Below are 16,933 nucleotides of genomic sequence, written 5' to 3' on the forward strand. Positions count from 1 at the left end.
CCCCCCTCTCAGCTCTGCGCGGCGGCCATGACGGCCTCGTCGACGTCGCGTCCCTCGGCCTCGGCCCGCGCCATGGCGTCGAGGACGCGCCGGTAGTCCCGCGGCATGATCTTGGTGAAGCGGGCCGCGGCGGCGTCCCAGTCGTCCAGCAGGCGGCGGGCGACCGCCGAGCCGGTCTCGGCGAGGTGCCGGCCGACGAGCGTCCGGACGAACTCCAGGTCGGCGTCGTCGAGCGGCTCCAGGTCCACCATCTCGCCGTTGACCCGCTCGGGCACCAGGTCGAGGACGTAGGCGATGCCGCCGGACATCCCGGCCGCGAGGTTGCGCCCCGTCCGGCCGAGGATGACGGCGCGGCCGCCGGTCATGTACTCGCAGGCGTGGTCGCCGGCGCCCTCCACGACGGCGGTCGCGCCGGAGTTGCGGACGCAGAACCGCTCGCCCACGACGCCCCGCGCGAACAGCTCGCCGGACGTGGCCCCGTACAGGATCACGTTGCCGCCGATGATCTGCTCCTCGGCGGCGAACCCGGCGTCCGCCGGAGGCCGCAGCGTCAGCCGCCCGCCGGACAGGCCCTTGCCGACGTAGTCGTTGGCGTCGCCGACCAGCCGCAGCGTGATGCCGCGCGGGACGAACGCGCCGAACGAGTTCCCCGCCGAGCCGGTGAAGGTCACGTCGATGGTGTCGTCCGGCAGGCCGTTGCCGCCGTGCCGCTTGGTGACCTCGTGGCCGAGCATGGTGCCGACCGTCCGGTTGACGTTGCGGATCGGCAGCTCCAGCGTGACCGCGTCGCCGAAGGAGACCGCGCCCTCGGAGAGCTGGATCAGCGTGTTGTCGAGGGCCTTCTCCAGCCCGTGGTCCTGGACGGTGGTGCGGCGCAGCGCCGCGCCGTCCGGGACGTCCGGCCGGTGCAGGACCGGCGTGAGGTCGAGCCCGGCGGCCTTCCAGTGCTCCACGGCCCGGCGCGCGTCGATCATCTCGACGTGGCCGATCGCCTCGTCCAGCGACCGGAACCCGAGGGCCGCGAGGTGCTCGCGGACCTCCTGCGCGACGAACTCGAAGAAGTTCACGACGAACTCGGGCTTCCCGGCGAACCGCTGCCGCAGCACCGGGTTCTGGGTGGCGACGCCGACCGGGCAGGTGTCGAGGTGGCAGACCCGCATCATCACGCAGCCCGACACGACGAGCGGCGCGGTCGCGAAGCCGTACTCCTCCGCGCCGAGCAGCGCGGCGACGACGACGTCCCGGCCGGTCTTCATCTGCCCGTCGGTCTGCACGACGATCCGGTCGCGGAGCCCGTTGAGCAGCAGCGTCTGCTGCGTCTCGGCGAGCCCGAGCTCCCACGGCGCGCCCGCGTGCTTGAGCGACGTCAGCGGGGACGCGCCGGTGCCGCCGTCGTGGCCGGAGATCAGCACGACGTCGGCGTGCGCCTTGGACACGCCGGCCGCGACCGTCCCGACGCCGACCTCGGCGACGAGCTTGACGTGCACCCGCGCCGCCGGGTTGGCGTTCTTCAGGTCGTGGATGAGCTGCGCGAGGTCCTCGATCGAGTAGATGTCGTGGTGCGGCGGCGGCGAGATGAGGCCGACGCCGGGCGTGGAGTGCCGGGTCTTGGCGATCCACGGGTACACCTTGTGGCCGGGCAGCTGGCCGCCCTCGCCGGGCTTCGCGCCCTGCGCCATCTTGATCTGGATGTCGTCGGAGTTCGTGAGGTACTCCGACGTCACGCCGAACCGCCCGGACGCCACCTGCTTGATCGCGCTGCGCCGCAGGTCGCCGTTCGGGTCCGGGGCGAAGCGGATCGGGTCCTCGCCGCCCTCGCCGGTGTTGGACTTGCCGCCGAGCCGGTTCATCGCGATCGCGAGGGTCTCGTGCGCCTCGGCGGAGATGGAGCCGTAGGACATCGCGCCGGTGGAGAACCGCTTGACGATCTCCGACACCGGCTCGACCTCGTCGATCGGGACGGGCTCCCGCTCCCCGTCGCGGAGCCGGAACAGGCCGCGCAGGGTCATCAGCCGCTCGGCCTGCGAGTCGACCCGCGCCGTGTACTCCTTGAAGATCTCGTAGCGGCGGGTGCGGGTGGCGTGCTGGAGCTTGAACACCGTCTCCGGGTCGAACAGGTGCGGCTCGCCCTCGCGGCGCCACTGGTACTCGCCGCCGACCTGGAGGGTGCGGTGCGCGAGGTCGTTGCCGCCGGGCGGGTAGGCGTGCGCGTGCCGGCCGGCGACCTCGCGGGCCAGCACGTCGAAGCCGACGCCGCCGAGCCGGGACGTGGTGCCGGTGAAGCAGCGGTCCACGACGTCCGCGCCGAGCCCGATCGCCTCGAAGATCTGCGCGCCGGTGTAGGACGCGACCGTCGACACGCCCATCTTCGACATGACCTTCAGGACGCCCTTGCCGTACGCCTTCACGAGGTTCCGCACGGCCGTCGGCGCGTCCACGCCCTCGATCACGCCGCCGCGGACGAGGTCCTCGACGGTCTCGATCGCGAGGTAGGGGTTGATCGCGGACGCGCCGTACCCGATGAGCAGCGCCATGTGGTGGCACTCGCGGGCCTCGCCGGTCTCGATCACGAGCCCGACCCGCGTCCGGGTCTTCTCCCGGATCAGGTGGTGGTGGACGGACCCGGTGAGCAGCAGCGACGGGATCGCGGCCCGCGCCGCGTCCGCGCCCCGGTCCGACAGGACGATGATGCGCGCCCCGCCGTCGATGGCCCGGCTCACCTCGGCGTTGATCTCCGCGAGCCGCGCCTCCAGCGCCGCTCCCCCGCCCGCGACCTCGTACAGGCCGTGGACGACGTGCGCGTGCAGGTGCGGCAGCGACCCCTCGTCGTCGATGTGGATGATCTTGGAGAGCTCGTCGTTGTCCAGGATCGGGGTGGGCAGCACGAGCCGCCGGCACGAGTCGGGACCCGGCTCCAGGAGGTTGCCCTCGGGCCCGAGCGTGGACTGCAGCGAGGTGACGAGCTCCTCGCGGATCGCGTCCAGCGGCGGGTTCGTGACCTGCGCGAACAGTTGCTTGAAGTAGTCGAACAGCAGCCGCGGCCGCTCCGACAGGACGGCGATCGGGGTGTCGGTGCCCATCGACCCGATCGGCTCGGCCCCGGTCCTCGCCATCGGCGACAGGATGATCCGCTGCTCTTCGAGCGTGTACCCGAACGTCTGCTGCCGCCGCACCAGCGTCTCGTGGGTCGGGATCTCCCGCTCGCGGTGCGGCAGCTCCTCGAACCGGACGAGGCCCTCGTGCAGCCACTCCCCGTACGGGTGCTCGGCGGCCAGCTCGGCCTTGACCTCGTCGTCCTCGACGATCCGCCCGGCGGCCGTGTCCACCAGGAAGATCTTGCCGGGCTGCAGCCGCCCCTTCCGGACGACGTCCGCGGCCGGGATGTCGAGCACGCCCGCCTCGCTGGCGAGCACCACCAGGCCGTCGGCGGTCACCCAGTACCGGCCGGGGCGCAGCCCGTTCCGGTCGAGGACGGCGCCGACGACGGTCCCGTCGGTGAAGCTGACGCTGGCGGGGCCGTCCCACGCCTCCATGAGCGTGGAGTGGAACTCGTAGAACGCGCGGCGCTCGGCGTCCATCTCGGCGTGGTTCTCCCACGCCTCCGGGATCATCATCAGCACGGCGTGCGGCAGCGACCGCCCGCCGAGGTGCAGCAGCTCCAGGCACTCGTCGAACGAGGCGGTGTCGCTGGCCTCGATGTCGATCACCGGGTAGATCCGGGACAGGTCGCCCGGGATCAGGTCGGACTTCAGCAGCGCCTCGCGGGCCCGCATCCAGTTCCGGTTGCCCTTCACCGTGTTGATCTCGCCGTTGTGCGCGATGAACCGGTACGGGTGGGCCAGCTCCCAGGCCGGGAACGTGTTGGTCGAGAACCGCGAGTGGACGAGCGCGATCGCGCTGCTGAACCGGCGGTCGGACAGGTCGGGGAAGAACGGCTCAAGCTGCGGGGTGGTCAGCATCCCCTTGTAGACGATCGTCCGGCTGGACAGGCTCGGGAAGTAGACCGCGACGTCCTGCTCGGCGCGCTCGCGCATGCAGAACACGGCACGGTCCAGTTCCAGGCCCGTCTTGCCCTCGTGCGGGCCGCCCGCCGCCGGGGCGACGAACAGCTGCGCGAAGTGGGGCATGACGCGGCGCGCGGCGGGGCCGGTGAAGGCGGGGTCGTGCGGCAGCTCGCGCCACCCGAGGACGGTGAGGCCCTCGTCCGCGCAGAGCGCCTCGACGTGCGCGGTCACGGCGGCGCGCGCGTCGCCGTCGGACGGAAGGAACGCGATGCCCGCGGCGTACGCGCCGGGCTCGGGGAGTGGGAAGTCGCAGACCTCGCGGAAGAAGGCGTCCGGGATCTGGACGAGGATGCCGACGCCGTCGCCGTCGTCGGGCTCGGCGCCGACCGCCCCGCGGTGGTCGAGGTTCTTCAGGACCGTCAGGGCCTTCTGCACGATGTCGTGGCTCTTGCGCCCGCGCATGTCGGCGACCATGCCGACACCGCAGGCGTCGTGCTCGTTGGCGGGGTCGTACAGGCCCTGGGGGCGCGCGCGGCCCACCGCGTCCGGAGTGCGGGCAGCAGGTGTGAGGGCAGCAGCAGCCATCAACCCTCCCGTCGTCGTCGTGTCACTGCTTCTGTGTCAGTGCAGGCTCGGGACGACGTTGGCCCTGCTGCGGTGAGATGACATTACATCACTGTCGGGAACATGCCCGACCCGACCGGATCGCGAAACTTCTCCGCGCAGATCGACCCGGGTCATCTCACAATGGTTTAGACCAGACTAGCCGTCCGATCATGGGAGGAAGTGCCCTGACCTCGGTGAAAATCATCACCCGGGGCCCGAGGTTTATGGCCCTCTTTACGTTACTTGCCGGAAACCTTAAGGATCACCGGGAAGGTCGCTACTGAGCGGTGCGGGCGGCGCGGCCGAGCACCGCCGGGGCCTTGCCCCCCTCGATGAGCAGGGACAGCAGCGTCGCGTCCTTCTCGTCGCCCGTGCCGTCCAGCCGCTGCGCCCACGTGACCACGGCGAAGTGGCCCATGGCGAGGCCGCGGGCCATGCCGAACCCGTGCCCGAAGCCGTCCAGCGGCGCGGGCGCCTCCAGCGGCCGGACGAACCCCGCGCCGATCGTGTGCTCCAGCGTCGCGACGAACCGGTCCGCGTCCGCCGACCCGGCCAGGTTGAACACCGCGACGGCGAGACCGTAGCCGCCCTTCGGGCCCGCGTAGATCCCGCGCGCCGCCTGCGTGCAGCCGCCCTTGCCGAGCGTCTCGACCACGGTCGCGCCCCACGCGGCGGCGGCGCAGTCGGCGTCCAGGCGCTTGGCCCGCAGCTTCACCTCGACGTCGCCGTCCGGGACCGACAGCGCCGCGGCCGAGGCGGGGAACGCCTCCTCGATCGTCAGCGGCTTCGGATCGGCGCTCCGCGACACGATCCCCGCGTACGCCCCGGACGACGGCGAGCTGGAGTAGGAGTCGGGCGACAGGCCGTTCCCGGCGGGCTTCCCGATCTTCGCGGCGGCGGTGTCGCGGGTGTCGGCGCCGCCGCCGTCCAGGACCGTGACGGCGGCCAGGCCGAGCAGCACGAGCACGGCCAGCGCCGCCGCCGCGCCGAAGTACAGCTTCGGGCCGAACCCGCCCTTGCCGCCCTTCGCGGACGGTCGCCGTGCGGCGGCCGGTTTCGCGCCGCGCCGCGCGCGCCCCTTCGGCTTCCGGCCGGGGCCGGGAGGCGGGGCCATGGCGTCGCCGTGCGGCGGTTCCCCGTAGTGCTGCTCGCCGTAGTGCGGCTCGTTGTACTGCTGCTCGTTGTAGTGCTGCTCGTTGTAGTGCGGCTCGGCGTACTGCGGCTCGTGGTGCTGCGGCTCGTCCTCGTACGGCGGGCGCGGCGGCGGGACGGGGCGGCCGGCACGCGGCGCCGGGCGGCGGCCCGCGGCGCTCCGGCGCGGGCCGCCCGCGCTCGTCCGGCGGGCGGCGGGGCGGCCGCGGCCCGCGCGGCTCACCGGCGGCGTCCGCCGGGGGCCGCCGCCGCGGCGGGATTCGTCGGGGTCCACGACCGGGGAGACTACTGCCCGGCGAGAGGTGACACGCCCGCGCGCCCCCTCATCACTGTCTCATCCGTCACTGGCCGGGCCTTCCGGTGGAGGCGAGGTCCATCCGCCCGTACAGGAAGTCGGCCGCGTTCTCGATGACCAGGCTCACGTCGATCATCTCGTTCAGCGAGTCGGGGCGCTTCCCGCCGGTCCGCTCCACCGCCGTGATCACGGCGTAGTGGCCGTAGGTCTTGGCGTAGGCGGCGCTGAACCCGGCCCCGAACGCGGGGACGTCCGGCATCTTCAGCGGCAGCACCCAGCCCGCGTCGGTCTGCGGGTCGAGGTCGCGCAGGACCTGCTCGACGCCCTCCTGGCCCGCCATGTTGATCACGATGAACTGGCCGGTGTACTTCTTGTCGGCGCTCACGTACGCGGCCCGGACGACCTGCGTGCAGCCGAGCTTCGCGAGGTCGCCCTGCAGGCGGGCGCCCCAGGTCGCGGTCTTGCAGTCGGACGCGAGGTCCTTCGCGGCGAGCTTGAAGACGTACGAGCCGGACTTCAGGTCCTTCGCGGCGAACGCCTCGCCCTCGGTGATCGCGCGGGCGTCCGCGGTCCGGTTCGCGATCGCCTTGAACCCCTCGCCGTTGTAGTCCGGCGTGTAGGCGACCGGGGTCACCTTCCGCGGGGCGGCCTCGTCGTCGCCGCCGCCGGTCAGCACGACGGCCGCCGCCACGGCGGCGATCACCACGACCAGCGCGGCGGCCGCGCCGTACAGGAGCTTCGGGGCGGGGCGGCGGCGGCCGGGCTTCTCGTCCGGCCAGAAGTCCTTTCCGCGGCCCTCGGGCCCGGCTTCGGGGGAGCCTGTGTCACGAGCCTCGATCACGTCCCGGAGCTTAGCGGCCCCGGTGCCGCCGCGTGGCCAAAAGGGCGTTTCATCCAGTTTCCACAGGCCCCCGGCCCGAAGGATCAGCCGGTTCCGATGAGGGCGCCCACGCCGTAGGTGATCGCGGCGGCGGCCGCGCCGAACAGGAGCTGCCGCGTCCCGCCGAACCACCAGGCGCGGGTCGTCACCTTCGACACCAGCGCGCCCGCCGCGAACAGGCCGAGCCCGGCGATGCCCGCCGCGGGCCACAGGCTGGACGCGCCGAGCAGGTACGGCAGCACCGGCAGCAGCGCCCCGACCGCGAACGACAGGAACGACGAACCCGCCGCGAGCAGCGGGGACGGCAGGTCGCCCGGCGTCACGCCGAGCTCCTCCCGCGTGTGGACCTGGAGGGCCTCGTCCGGGTCGCGGGAGAGCTGCCGCGCGACCTCCGCCGCCGTCTCCGGGTCGACGCCGCGCGCCTCGAACACCCCGGCCAGCTCCCGCTCCTCGGCCGCCGGATGCCGGGCGAGCTCGCGCCGCTCGACCTCGATCTCCGCCTCCGCCAGCTCCGACTGGGACGCGACCGAGATGTACTCCCCCGCCGCCATCGAGAACGCCCCGGCGGCGAGGCCCGCCAGCCCCGCCAGCAGGACGACCTTCGCCGACGCCTGCCCACCCGCGATGCCCGCGATCAGCGCGAAGTTGGAGACGAGGCCGTCCATCGCGCCGAACACGGCCGGACGCAGCCAGCCGCCGGTGACGTCGCGGTGCTGGTGATGGCGCTCCGGCGGCCCGCCCGTCCTCCCGCTGGTCATCTTCTCCGCACCGGTGCTCCCGGGCCTACTTCCCGTCCTTGACGGGCTCGGCCTTCTCGGCCTTCTCGACCTTTTCGGGCTCCTCGGCCGCCTCGGCCTCCGGGTCCGCCGCCGCGGTCGCGGCGCCGGCCGCGGGCGGCTCGTCCTCGTCCTCGTCGGACGCGGCGGCGGTCTCGTCGCCCGGGTCCTCGGTCTCGGGGGCGGCGTCCTCGGCGGGCCGGTCGTCCCCGCCTTCGGCCTCGCCTTCGTCCCCGCCCCCGTCGTTGGGCTCGGGCTCCTTCGTGAGGTCGACCGCGTCTTCGGACGCGCCCGGCTCGGCGTCGGCGGGAGCGTCCCCGGCCGGGCCGCCGGAGGCGTCCTCCGCCGTCGCGACGACGACGTTCAGCGGCTCGTTCCTGTCGCGCGCCCAGTAGATGTAGCCGATCGCGCCGAGCAGCAGGATGAGCGACGTCCAGTCGTTGAGCCGCAGGCCGAGGACGTGGTGGGCCTCGTCGATGCGGAGGGCCTCGATCCAGCCGCGTCCGACCGTGTAGGCGGCGACGTACAGCGCGAACGCGCGGCCGTGCGTGAGCTTGTAGCGGCGCTCGGCCCAGATCACCAGGGCCGCGACGCCGAGGCACCACAGGAACTCGTACAGGAACGTCGGGTGGTAGGTCGCGACGTCGGCGTACTTCGGGTCGAGCGCGGGCCCGCCGTCCAGCACCGGGCGGTGGTTCTCGTCGATCTTGATGGCCCAGAAGGTGTCGAGCGGGCGGCCGTACAGCTCCTGGTTCCAGTAGTTGCCCCAGCGGCCGATGCCCTGCGCGAGGACGATCCCCGGCGCGACCGCGTCGGCGAGCGCCAGGGTGGAGATCCCGCGCCGCCGGCAGCCGATGATCGCGCCGACCGCGCCGAGCCCGATCGCGCCCCAGACGCCGAGGCCGCCCCGCCAGATCTCCAGCGCCCTGACCGGGTCCCCGTCGGACCCGAAGTAGCGCTGGTAGTCGGTGAGGACGTGGTAGAGGCGCCCGCCGACGAGGCCGAACGGCACCGCCCACACGGCGACGTCGATGACCACGCCCGGCGTGCCGCCCCGCGCGGCCCAGCGCTTTTCGCCCAGCCAGACCGCGACGACGATGCCAAGGATGATCATGACGGCGTAGGCGCGGATCGGGATGGGCCCGAGGTGCCAGACGCCCTGCGAAGGACTCGGGATGTATGCCAGCGGGTGCATGACCGATGAGGGTACCCCCACGCGGCGCGGCGCGCCGCGATCTCTACGGGCGCGCCTGGTGGCGGCCCGCCGCCACGCCCGTGGCGCGGCCGCCGCCGGGTGCTCGGCGCTCCCCGCCCACCGCAGCGACGGCCTTGCGGAGCTCGTCCGGCGAGCCGAGGACGTCGTCGTCGACCCGCTTCCCGTTCAGCGCGAGGAACGGCGTGGCGTCGACGCCCGCCCTCCCGGCCTGGGCGCTCGCCTTCTCCACCTGGTCGATCTGCTGGGAGCGGTTGACGCAGTCGGCGAACTCGGGGCCGGTGGCGCCGAGCCGCCTCCCCCAGTCGATCAGATCCTGGTTGCGGAAGCCGACGTCGCCCTCCGGCGGCTGCTCGCCGTAGAGCTTGTCGTGGTACCGCACCCACGCGCCGGCCGGGAAGCAGGCCGCGGCGTTCGCCGCCCGCCGCGAGTTCGACATCAGCGGCTCCTGCTGGAAGAGCTGGAACGGCCGGTAGACGACCCTGGCCCGGCCCTCGGCGGCGAGCTGCTTGAGCGTCCCGCCGATCCGCCTCTCCAGCGCCCGGCAGGCGGGGCACTGGAAGTCCTCGTACAGGTCGAGGACGGGCGTCGTCACGCCGGGCCGCCCCATCGCGACGGCGCCGTACTGCTCCCGCGCCGTCGGCGCCAGCGGGCCGTCGTAGCCGCTCTCCAGCGTTCCGTCCCCGCCGTGGCGGGCGGCGGCCACGACGACCACCGCGACCGCGACCGCCGCCGCGGCGACCCCGCCGAGGACGACCACCAGCAGGCGCCGCCGCCGCTCCCCCGCCTCGGTGCGCGTCCGCCCGTCCGCGGGAGTCCGCGGCCCCCTGCCCTGCTCGCTCATCGATCCCCCGATCGGCACGGTACGTGATTGCGTGCGTCCACGAGCGTAGCGGGGACGGGTCGCCCCGGCCGGGGAAAAGCGCCGCGCCGCGCCGTCCCGGGCGGGACGGCGCGGCGCGGCGGCGGGCGGGTCGCCCGCGAAGACTCAGCTCGGCGGAGCGGTCACTTCCCGGCGGCCTTGGCGGCGTCGACCGTCGCGCGCAGCGCGCCCGGGTTCATGAACTGCGACTGGTCGAGCTTCTTGCCGTCCAGGAACACGGTGGGCGTGCCGTCGACGCCGCGGTCCTGGAGCGCGTACTTGGTCATCGAGTCGACCGTGGACTTCTTCTGCCCGTCCCGGACGCACTTCTCGAAGTTCGGGTCGGAGATGCCGATGTCCTTGCCCCACTTGACGAGGTCGTCGGGCGAGAAGCCCTTCTCGCCCTCGACCGGCTGGAACTTGAAGAGCGCGTCGTGGTAGGAGATCCACTTGTCGGCGGGCACGCAGAGCGCCGCCTCGGCCGACCGCAGCGAGTTGATCTTGACCGGGTCCTTCTGCTGGCCGAACAGGTGGAACGGCCGGTAGACGACCTTCACCTTGCCCTGCTGGGCCAGTTCGATGACGGTCTTGCCGCTGCTCTGCTCGAACTGCTTGCAGATCGGGCACTGGAAGTCCTCGAAGATCTCCAACTCGGGCTTGGACACCCCGTTCTGCGCCATCACGATGGAGCCGTCGCCCTGGCGGCTGAGCGGGGCGAGCGCGCCCTGGTGGACCTGGGCCTTGCCGTTCTTGCTCTGGTGATCGGCGATCAGGACGGCCCCGACCACGATCACCGCCACCGCCACCACCGATCCGATGACGATGGCGAGCAGCCGCCGCTGCTTCGCACGCGCCGCCTGCTTCTTCCGGTCGGCGGCCAGGCGCTCCCTCGCGGAGCGCTCTCGTGCGGCCTTGCTCATTGGTTCTCCTATTGCGTGGGGGCCGCACCGCCACCGTGCGGCGCGGTCACGGCGAGACTAGTCGACCTGACCGATCCGCCGGAATTCGTCGATCAAGACGAGCAGGAACAGCAGGACGGTGACCACGTGGACCCCGCTGCACCACAGGCAGATCTTGTGCAGGATGGCGAACTCCACGGTCACGAGGTAGACGACGAACAGCACGCCCACCGAGACGCTCGCGATCCGTCCCCAGCGGATGGGCGGCCATGTCGAGCGCAGCGCCCACGGCGTGATCAGCGCGGCGAACGCCACGAAGAACGCCAGCCCCAGCAGGGGCATGGGGATCCCGAGCAGCGTGGAGTACTCGCTCGTCGTGACCGCGTGGCAGTCGACGGTCTTGGACGCCGAGCACACCAGCGCGCCGTCGTCGTAGTGCGTGATCGTCAAATAGACCGATATCCCGAACCCGGCGAGCGTCAGTATCCAGGCCACCGCCTGAAACCAGGCGGGGGGCAGCGGCGAAGCGGCCGTCTTGGCCCGGCCCTTCGCCGTCATCTCTTGCGTCATCGTGATCGTGATCCTTCCAGGACCGCCACACCCGGCGAACACACCTTACGGGAGACCGGCGATACCACAAGCATCAACTCGGAGGCACCGTCCGGGAGTTCCCGGGCGCCTCCCGGCACGTCCGGCGGCGGGTCGGACCCCGCCGCCGGACGGCCGCGGACGTGATCAGCGGCGACGTCCCCGCGGTGGGCGGACGCCCGCGAACGGTCGCCGCCCGTGACGGTCAGCGACCGCCGCGGACTCCCGCCGCGAGCTCCTCGGTGAGCGCGCGGAGCCCGGCCAGCCCGGACGCGAGGTCGGGCGCCTCCAGCAGCCGCCGGACGAACGCCGACCCGACGATCACCCCGTCGGCGAACCCGGCGACCTCGGCGGCCTGCGCGCCGGTCCCGACGCCGAGCCCGAGCCCGACCGGCAGTGGCGCGCCGCCCTTCTCGATGAACGCGCGGGTGCGCTCCACCAGCCGGGGCGCGCCCGTGTCGACGGCGGTGCGGGCGCCGGTCACGCCCATCAGGGACGCCGCGTAGACGAACCCGCGGGACGCCCCGGTGATCTTCTCGAGCCGCTCGTCGGTGGAGCTGAGCGCGACGAGGAACACCCGGTCGAGGCCGTGCTCGTCGGACGCCGCGAGCCACGCGCCGCCCTCCTCCGGCGTGAGGTCGGGCGTGATCAGCCCGGCGCCGCCGGCGGACGCGAGGTCGCGGGCGAACCGGTCGACGCCGTAGTGGTCGACCGGGTTCCAGTACGTCATGACGAGGGTGGGGACGCCGGTGGCGGCGACGGCCTCGACCGTCCGGAACACGTCGGCGACGCGGGCGCCGCCGACCAGCGCCTGGTGGACGGCGTCCTGGATGACGGGGCCGTCCATCATCGGGTCGGTGTAGGGCAGGCCGATCTCGATGACGTCGCAGCCCGCGTCGACCATCGTCTTCAGCGCGTCGATCGAGCCCTCGCGGGTGGGGAACCCGGCGGGCAGGTAGCCGACGAGCGCGGCGCGGCCCTCCGCCTTGGCCTTGTCGTAGGCGGTCTGGGCGGTCATTCGCCGTCTCCCTCGGGCATCAGGCCGAAGAATCCGGCGGCCGTGTGCATGTCCTTGTCGCCGCGGCCGGAGAGGCACACCACGAGCGTGGCGTCCGGGCCGAGCTCGGGGCCGACCTTGAGCGCGCCGGCGAGCGCGTGCGCGGACTCGATGGCCGGGATGATCCCCTCGGTGCGGCAGAGCAGGGAAAAGGCGTCCATCGCCTCGGCGTCGGTGATCGCGCGGTACTCGGCGCGGCCGGAGTCGCGCAGCCAGGAGTGCTCGGGGCCGACGCCGGGGTAGTCGAGGCCCGCGGAGATCGAGTGGGTCTCCAGGGTCTGGCCGTCGTCGTCCTGGAGCAGGTAGGTGCGCATGCCGTGGATGACGCCGAGCGAGCCGCCGACCAGCGTCGCGGCGTGCCGCCCGGAGCCGACGCCGTCGCCGCCCGCCTCGAACCCGTACAGCTTGACGGACTCGTCCGGGACGAAGGCGTGGAACGCGCCGATCGCGTTGGAGCCGCCGCCGACGCAGGCGACGACGGCGTCCGGCAGGGACCCGGTGAGCTCCAGGCACTGCCGCCTGGCCTCGACCCCGATGATCCGCTGGAAGTCGCGGACCATCATCGGGAACGGGTGCGGGCCCATCGTGGACCCGATGCAGTAGTGGGTGTCGTCGACGGTGGCGACCCAGTCGCGGAACGCCTCGTTGCAGGCGTCCTTGAGGGTGCGGCTGCCGTTCTTCACCGGGACGACCTCAGCGCCGAGCATCCGCATCCGCGCGACGTTCAGCGCCTGCCGCTCGGTGTCGACCTCGCCCATGTAGACGACGCAGTCGAGGCCGAGCAGGGCGGCGGCCGTGGCGGTGGCGACGCCGTGCTGGCCCGCGCCCGTCTCGGCGATCACCCGGGACTTGCCCATCCGGCGGGTGAGCAGCGCCTGGCCCAGCACGTTGTTGATCTTGTGGGAGCCGGTGTGGTTGAGGTCCTCGCGCTTCAGCAGCACGCGGGCGCCCGCGCGCTCGGAGAAGCGCCTGGCCTCCGTCAGCAGGCTGGGGCGCCCCGCGTAGCTCGCGAGGAGGTCGTTCAGTTCCCCGGTGAACGCGGGGTCGTTCCTGGCGGTCTCGAACTCGCGGGTCAGCTCGTCGAGCGCCGCCATCAGCGCCTCGGGGGCGAAGCGCCCGCCGAACGATCCGAAGTGGCCCGTGGCGTCGGGCAGCGCACCGCGCGCGGTGTCGATGGTCATGGGTAAACGCGTCCTGTCATGCGAAGAGCGGCTGATCGGTCTCGGGGGTACGGATCAGCCCCGCCATCGCTCCCGGAGCGGCTCGGCCTGCATGTCTGAACCCTATCTAGTCCTCGTGGGGGACGGCCCCCACGGCCCGGAACGGTCAGCCGCCCTGCCGCAGCGCCGGGTGCGCTCCGGCGGCGACGAGGTCGGCGACGGCGGACCGCGGGTCGCGGCCGATCACGAGGCTCTCGCCGACCAGCACGGCGTCGGCGCCGTTGGAGGCGTAGGCGAGCAGGTCGTGCGGGCCGCGCACGCCGGACTCGGCGATCTTCACGACGTTCTTCGGGATGAGCGGCGCGACCCGGGCGAACACCTCGCGGTCGACCTTCAGCGTCCGCAGGTCGCGGGCGTTCACGCCGATGACCTTGGCGCCGGCGTCGACGGCGCGGGCGACCTCGTCCTCGGTGTGGACCTCGACGAGCGGGACGAGCCCGATCGACTCGGCGCGCTCGACCAGCGAGACGAGGGCGTCCTGCTCCAGGGCGGCGACGATCAGCAGGGCCATGTCGGCGCCGTGCGCGCGGGCCTCCCACAGCTGGTAGGAGGTGACGATGAAGTCCTTGCGGAGGACGCAGACGCCGACGTTGGCACGGACGGCGGCGAGGTCGTCCAGGCTGCCGCCGAACCGGCGCCGCTCGGTCAGCACGCTGATCACCTTCGCGCCGCCGGACTCGTAGTCGCGGGCGAGCGCGGCGGGGTCGGCGATGGCGGCGAGCGCGCCCTTGGACGGGCTGCTCCGCTTGACCTCGGCGATCACGGTGACGCCGGGGCCGCGCAGCGCGGCGAGCGCGTCCCGCGGGGCCTCGGCCGCCGCGGCCTTCTCCTTCAGGGCGCCGAGCGGGACGTCCCGCTGCCTTTCGGCGAGATCGGCCCGGACGCCCTCCACGATCTCGTCCAAAACGCTCAAGGTCGCAGGCCCCCTATTTCAGGTCGTTCCGTGCACCGATCGTAGCCGCCCCCTCGGACGGCGCCCGCAACCGGGCGGCCCGTCGCGGGCGCCTCGCGCGCCCTAGGGCGCCAGGGCCTGCCCGAACGGCAGGTTGCGGACGACCCAGTAGACGATGAGAAGGCCGAGGAACGCATACGCGACCGCCGGCCTGAACAGAGCGGACCGCATCGGCAGCCCACGCGCGGCGAGCACCGTCCACCGTACGTACAGGTAGCCGAACACCGGCAGCAGGAGGAACAGCAGCGGATTGAAGCCGAACGCCGTCCCCACGTCCCCGTGAGTAAGAGCGTGAACGAGCCGCATCATCCCGCACCCCGGGCAGTAGTACCCGGTGAGGAGCAGGAACGGGCACGTCGGGTAGTGCCCGGCCTCGTTCGGGTCCCGGAACGCCACGACCAGCGATCCCACGGCGACCCCGCCGAGCACGGCCCCCGGCCCCACCAGACTCCGCCAGGCGAACCCACGCCTCTGCGAGTCGACGGATGCCTCGGTCACACGTCCAACCATAGAACGCCCTCCACGGGGCCGCCTGCCAGACGTGCAGGACTATCCGTCCAGGACGTAGCCCACTCCCCGGACCGTCCTGATGGGGTTGCCCTGGCCGAGTTTGGCCCGGAGCTGGGCCACGTGGACGTCGACGGTGCGGCTCCCCGCGCCCGCGCCGGGCCCCCAGGCGGCGTCGAGGAGCTGCTCGCGGGTGAAGACGCGGCCGGGGTTGCCCATCAGGAATTCGAGGAGGTCGAACTCGGTGACGGTGAGCGTGACGCGGCGGTCCCCGATGACGGCGGTGCGCTCCGCCGGGTCGAGGGCGACGGCCCCGGCCCGCAGCGGGCCCGGGGCCTCGGCGGGCGCGCCCCGGCGGAGCGCGTCCGCGACGGCGCCGACGAGGACGCGGGGGCTGAACGGCCGGTCCACCCGGCGGTCGCCGACCGCGTGGGCGACGAGCGGGTCGAGGGGCCCGGTGACGGCGATGACGGGGGCGGGGCGGGCGGCCTCGGCGACCCGCCGGTACAGGTCGGCTGGCAGCGCGGAGACCGACAGGTCGAGGACGACGGCGGCGGGGCGGCTGCGCCCGGCGGCGGCGGGCCCCTTCGCGGGATCGGCCTCGATCTCGACGTCGAAGCCCTCGCGGGCGAGGTAGCGGCGCTGGAGCTCGGCGACCGCGGGGTCGTGCTCGACCACGAGGACGAGCCCGCCGCCCTCGCCGCTCACGGACGTCCGTTCCGGTGGGCGGTCGGGTCCTCGCCGCGGTCGAGGGACTTCCACATGGACGACGGGTCGGCCGGGTCGGCAGGGGCGGCCGGGCCGGCGGTCGCCTTCGGCGCGGCGGCGGCGCGCTCGTAGCGGGCCGACATCCGGGGCCATCGCGCGCCGCGCAGCACGGTGACGAGCCCGGCCGCGGCGAGCAGGACGCCTCCGGCGAGCGAGACCGTCCACCACAGGTTCACGTCCACGGAGGGGTCGGCGCCGAGTCTCAGCAGCGCGCTCTTGTCCCCGGCGGCGGACAGCACGTTCGAGCGCCGGACGGCGGTCGCGGAGGCGTAGGCGATCCCCACGCCGAACAGGGCGACGAGGACGCCGACGCCCGCGCGCACACGGCCGCTGGTGGCGAAGAGGGCGGCGAGCCCGGCGAGCCCGGCCCACCCGAGCGCGCCCGGCGCGCCGCCGAGGTCGCCGCCGCTGAGGTTCTGCGCGAACGGCGTGATGGCGTGCTCGGCCTCGACGGAGGCCCAGGCGCGTCCGGCGGCGAGGAGGGCGAGCCCGGCCCCGGCGGCGCAGAGCAGCGCCGCCAGCCCGCGCTCACGCCCGGGGGTCACGAGGCGCGGTTCGGTCGGACGGTCGGACGGACATGCCGTCCATTGTGCAGGCTCCCCGCCGGGGCCCCGCACCGCCCCCGCCCGACACCGTTCCGTCGAGGACTACTCCAACGCGGAAAAACGTCGGAAAGAAGGGAGAAACGCGATAAGAAACACGAAAGGACCCGTTCCCCCGAGGCGGAGGGACGGGCCCTGACGTACGACTACTGGCGTTACAGGGGGACGACCTGGTCTGCCTGGGGACCCCGGTTACCCTGCGTCACCTCGAACTGAACGCGCTGGTTCTCGTCCAGGGTGCGGTATCCGGAGGTCTGGATAGCCGAGTAGTGCACGAAGACGTCCGGCCCGCCGCCGTCCACGGCGATGAAGCCGAAGCCCTTCTCGGCGTTGAACCACTTCACGGTGCCCTGCTGGGGCATGTCTTTCTCCTTGCGGCAAAACCTGGGCCCACACCTCGCGGGCCCGTGCGGTCGCTGCGGAACGCTCTCGCCCCCGGTACGGTCCCGGAAAAGCCAAAACGCCCGCTGCCATCAGTCCGCGGGCGTCTTGAACGATCGAGAACCACGACTGCAACCGACCGCCCCACCGTATCACCGCTTCCGCGTAAAG

15 protein-coding genes are annotated in these 16,933 nt (G+C 73.1%); all 15 read right to left on the reverse strand.

From position 1 onward, the window contains the following. Positions 1-8: 8 nt before the first annotated feature. Positions 9-4,589, reverse strand: a complete 4,581-nt coding sequence (gene gltB / locus FXF68_RS19005) for a glutamate synthase large subunit (protein ID WP_148761085.1) — start codon at positions 4,587-4,589, stop codon at positions 9-11. 298 nt (positions 4,590-4,887) lie between these two features. Next, entirely contained in the window at positions 4,888-6,036 is a 1,149-nt protein-coding gene (locus FXF68_RS19010; RefSeq protein ID WP_148761087.1) for a hypothetical protein, read from the reverse strand. A 67-nt stretch (positions 6,037-6,103) separates the two neighbouring features. Then, positions 6,104-6,898, reverse strand: a complete 795-nt coding sequence (locus tag FXF68_RS42445; protein WP_187438013.1) for a hypothetical protein — start codon at positions 6,896-6,898, stop codon at positions 6,104-6,106. Positions 6,899-6,981: 83 nt separating this feature from the next. Beyond that, entirely contained in the window at positions 6,982-7,695 is a 714-nt protein-coding gene (locus tag FXF68_RS19020) for a VIT1/CCC1 transporter family protein (protein WP_148761089.1), read from the reverse strand. A gap of 25 nt (positions 7,696-7,720) precedes the next feature. Further along, the gene (lgt, locus tag FXF68_RS19025; protein WP_148761091.1) at positions 7,721-8,908 is read right to left on the reverse strand and encodes a prolipoprotein diacylglyceryl transferase; all 1,188 of its coding nucleotides are present in this window, start codon (positions 8,906-8,908) and stop codon (positions 7,721-7,723) included. 43 nt (positions 8,909-8,951) lie between these two features. After that, positions 8,952-9,770 carry a DsbA family protein gene (locus FXF68_RS19030; RefSeq protein ID WP_148761093.1) on the reverse strand — a complete coding sequence of 273 codons (819 nt, stop codon included), beginning with the start codon at positions 9,768-9,770 and terminating at the stop codon, positions 8,952-8,954. 161 nt (positions 9,771-9,931) lie between these two features. After that, on the reverse strand, positions 9,932-10,708 hold the full coding sequence (locus FXF68_RS19035; RefSeq protein ID WP_148761095.1) for a DsbA family protein: 777 nt from the start codon (positions 10,706-10,708) through the stop codon (positions 9,932-9,934). 57 nt (positions 10,709-10,765) lie between these two features. Then, positions 10,766-11,257 carry a vitamin K epoxide reductase family protein gene (locus tag FXF68_RS19040; RefSeq protein WP_148761097.1) on the reverse strand — a complete coding sequence of 164 codons (492 nt, stop codon included), beginning with the start codon at positions 11,255-11,257 and terminating at the stop codon, positions 10,766-10,768. 223 nt (positions 11,258-11,480) lie between these two features. Then, entirely contained in the window at positions 11,481-12,293 is an 813-nt protein-coding gene (trpA, locus tag FXF68_RS19045; protein WP_148761099.1) for a tryptophan synthase subunit alpha, read from the reverse strand. Further along, a complete protein-coding gene (trpB, locus tag FXF68_RS19050; RefSeq protein WP_148761101.1) occupies positions 12,290-13,513 on the reverse strand; it encodes a tryptophan synthase subunit beta in 1,224 nt (407 codons plus the stop codon). Before trpB ends, trpA begins: the two co-directional genes overlap by 4 nt. 145 nt (positions 13,514-13,658) lie before the next feature. Beyond that, positions 13,659-14,465 (reverse strand): indole-3-glycerol phosphate synthase TrpC, encoded by an 807-nt coding sequence (gene trpC / locus FXF68_RS19055; RefSeq protein WP_148761103.1) that lies wholly within the window; start codon positions 14,463-14,465, stop codon positions 13,659-13,661. 102 nt (positions 14,466-14,567) lie between these two features. Then, entirely contained in the window at positions 14,568-15,002 is a 435-nt protein-coding gene (locus tag FXF68_RS19060; protein ID WP_246178802.1) for a DUF2752 domain-containing protein, read from the reverse strand. A gap of 51 nt (positions 15,003-15,053) precedes the next feature. Further along, positions 15,054-15,719, reverse strand: a complete 666-nt coding sequence (locus tag FXF68_RS19065) for a response regulator transcription factor (protein WP_148761107.1) — start codon at positions 15,717-15,719, stop codon at positions 15,054-15,056. Further along, complete coding sequence (locus tag FXF68_RS19070; RefSeq protein ID WP_148761109.1) at positions 15,716-16,324, reverse strand: Trp biosynthesis-associated membrane protein; 609 nt, start codon at positions 16,322-16,324, stop codon at positions 15,716-15,718. The genes FXF68_RS19065 and FXF68_RS19070 overlap by 4 nt, the downstream gene beginning before the upstream one ends. A 212-nt stretch (positions 16,325-16,536) precedes the next feature. Next, positions 16,537-16,743, reverse strand: a complete 207-nt coding sequence (locus FXF68_RS19075; protein ID WP_026405868.1) for a cold-shock protein — start codon at positions 16,741-16,743, stop codon at positions 16,537-16,539. Positions 16,744-16,933 lie beyond the last annotated feature (190 nt).

The organism is Actinomadura decatromicini, assembly GCF_008121305.1.
Classification (GTDB): Bacteria; Actinomycetota; Actinomycetes; order Streptosporangiales; family Streptosporangiaceae; genus Spirillospora; species Spirillospora syzygii.

Excerpts from the sequence above, each read along its gene's own strand:
- gltB (WP_148761085.1), bottom strand. The coding sequence starts at position 4,589 with ATGGCTGCTGCTGCCCTCACACCTGCTGCCCGCACTCCGGACGCGGTG.
- FXF68_RS19020 (WP_148761089.1), bottom strand. The coding sequence starts at position 7,695 with ATGACCAGCGGGAGGACGGGCGGGCCGCCGGAGCGCCATCACCAGCAC.
- lgt (WP_148761091.1), bottom strand. The coding sequence starts at position 8,908 with ATGCACCCGCTGGCATACATCCCGAGTCCTTCGCAGGGCGTCTGGCAC.
- FXF68_RS19030 (WP_148761093.1), bottom strand. The coding sequence starts at position 9,770 with ATGAGCGAGCAGGGCAGGGGGCCGCGGACTCCCGCGGACGGGCGGACG.
- FXF68_RS19035 (WP_148761095.1), bottom strand. The coding sequence starts at position 10,708 with ATGAGCAAGGCCGCACGAGAGCGCTCCGCGAGGGAGCGCCTGGCCGCC.
- FXF68_RS19040 (WP_148761097.1), bottom strand. The coding sequence starts at position 11,257 with ATGACGCAAGAGATGACGGCGAAGGGCCGGGCCAAGACGGCCGCTTCG.
- trpA (WP_148761099.1), bottom strand. The coding sequence starts at position 12,293 with ATGACCGCCCAGACCGCCTACGACAAGGCCAAGGCGGAGGGCCGCGCC.
- trpB (WP_148761101.1), bottom strand. The coding sequence starts at position 13,513 with ATGACCATCGACACCGCGCGCGGTGCGCTGCCCGACGCCACGGGCCAC.
- FXF68_RS19075 (WP_026405868.1), bottom strand. The coding sequence starts at position 16,743 with ATGCCCCAGCAGGGCACCGTGAAGTGGTTCAACGCCGAGAAGGGCTTC.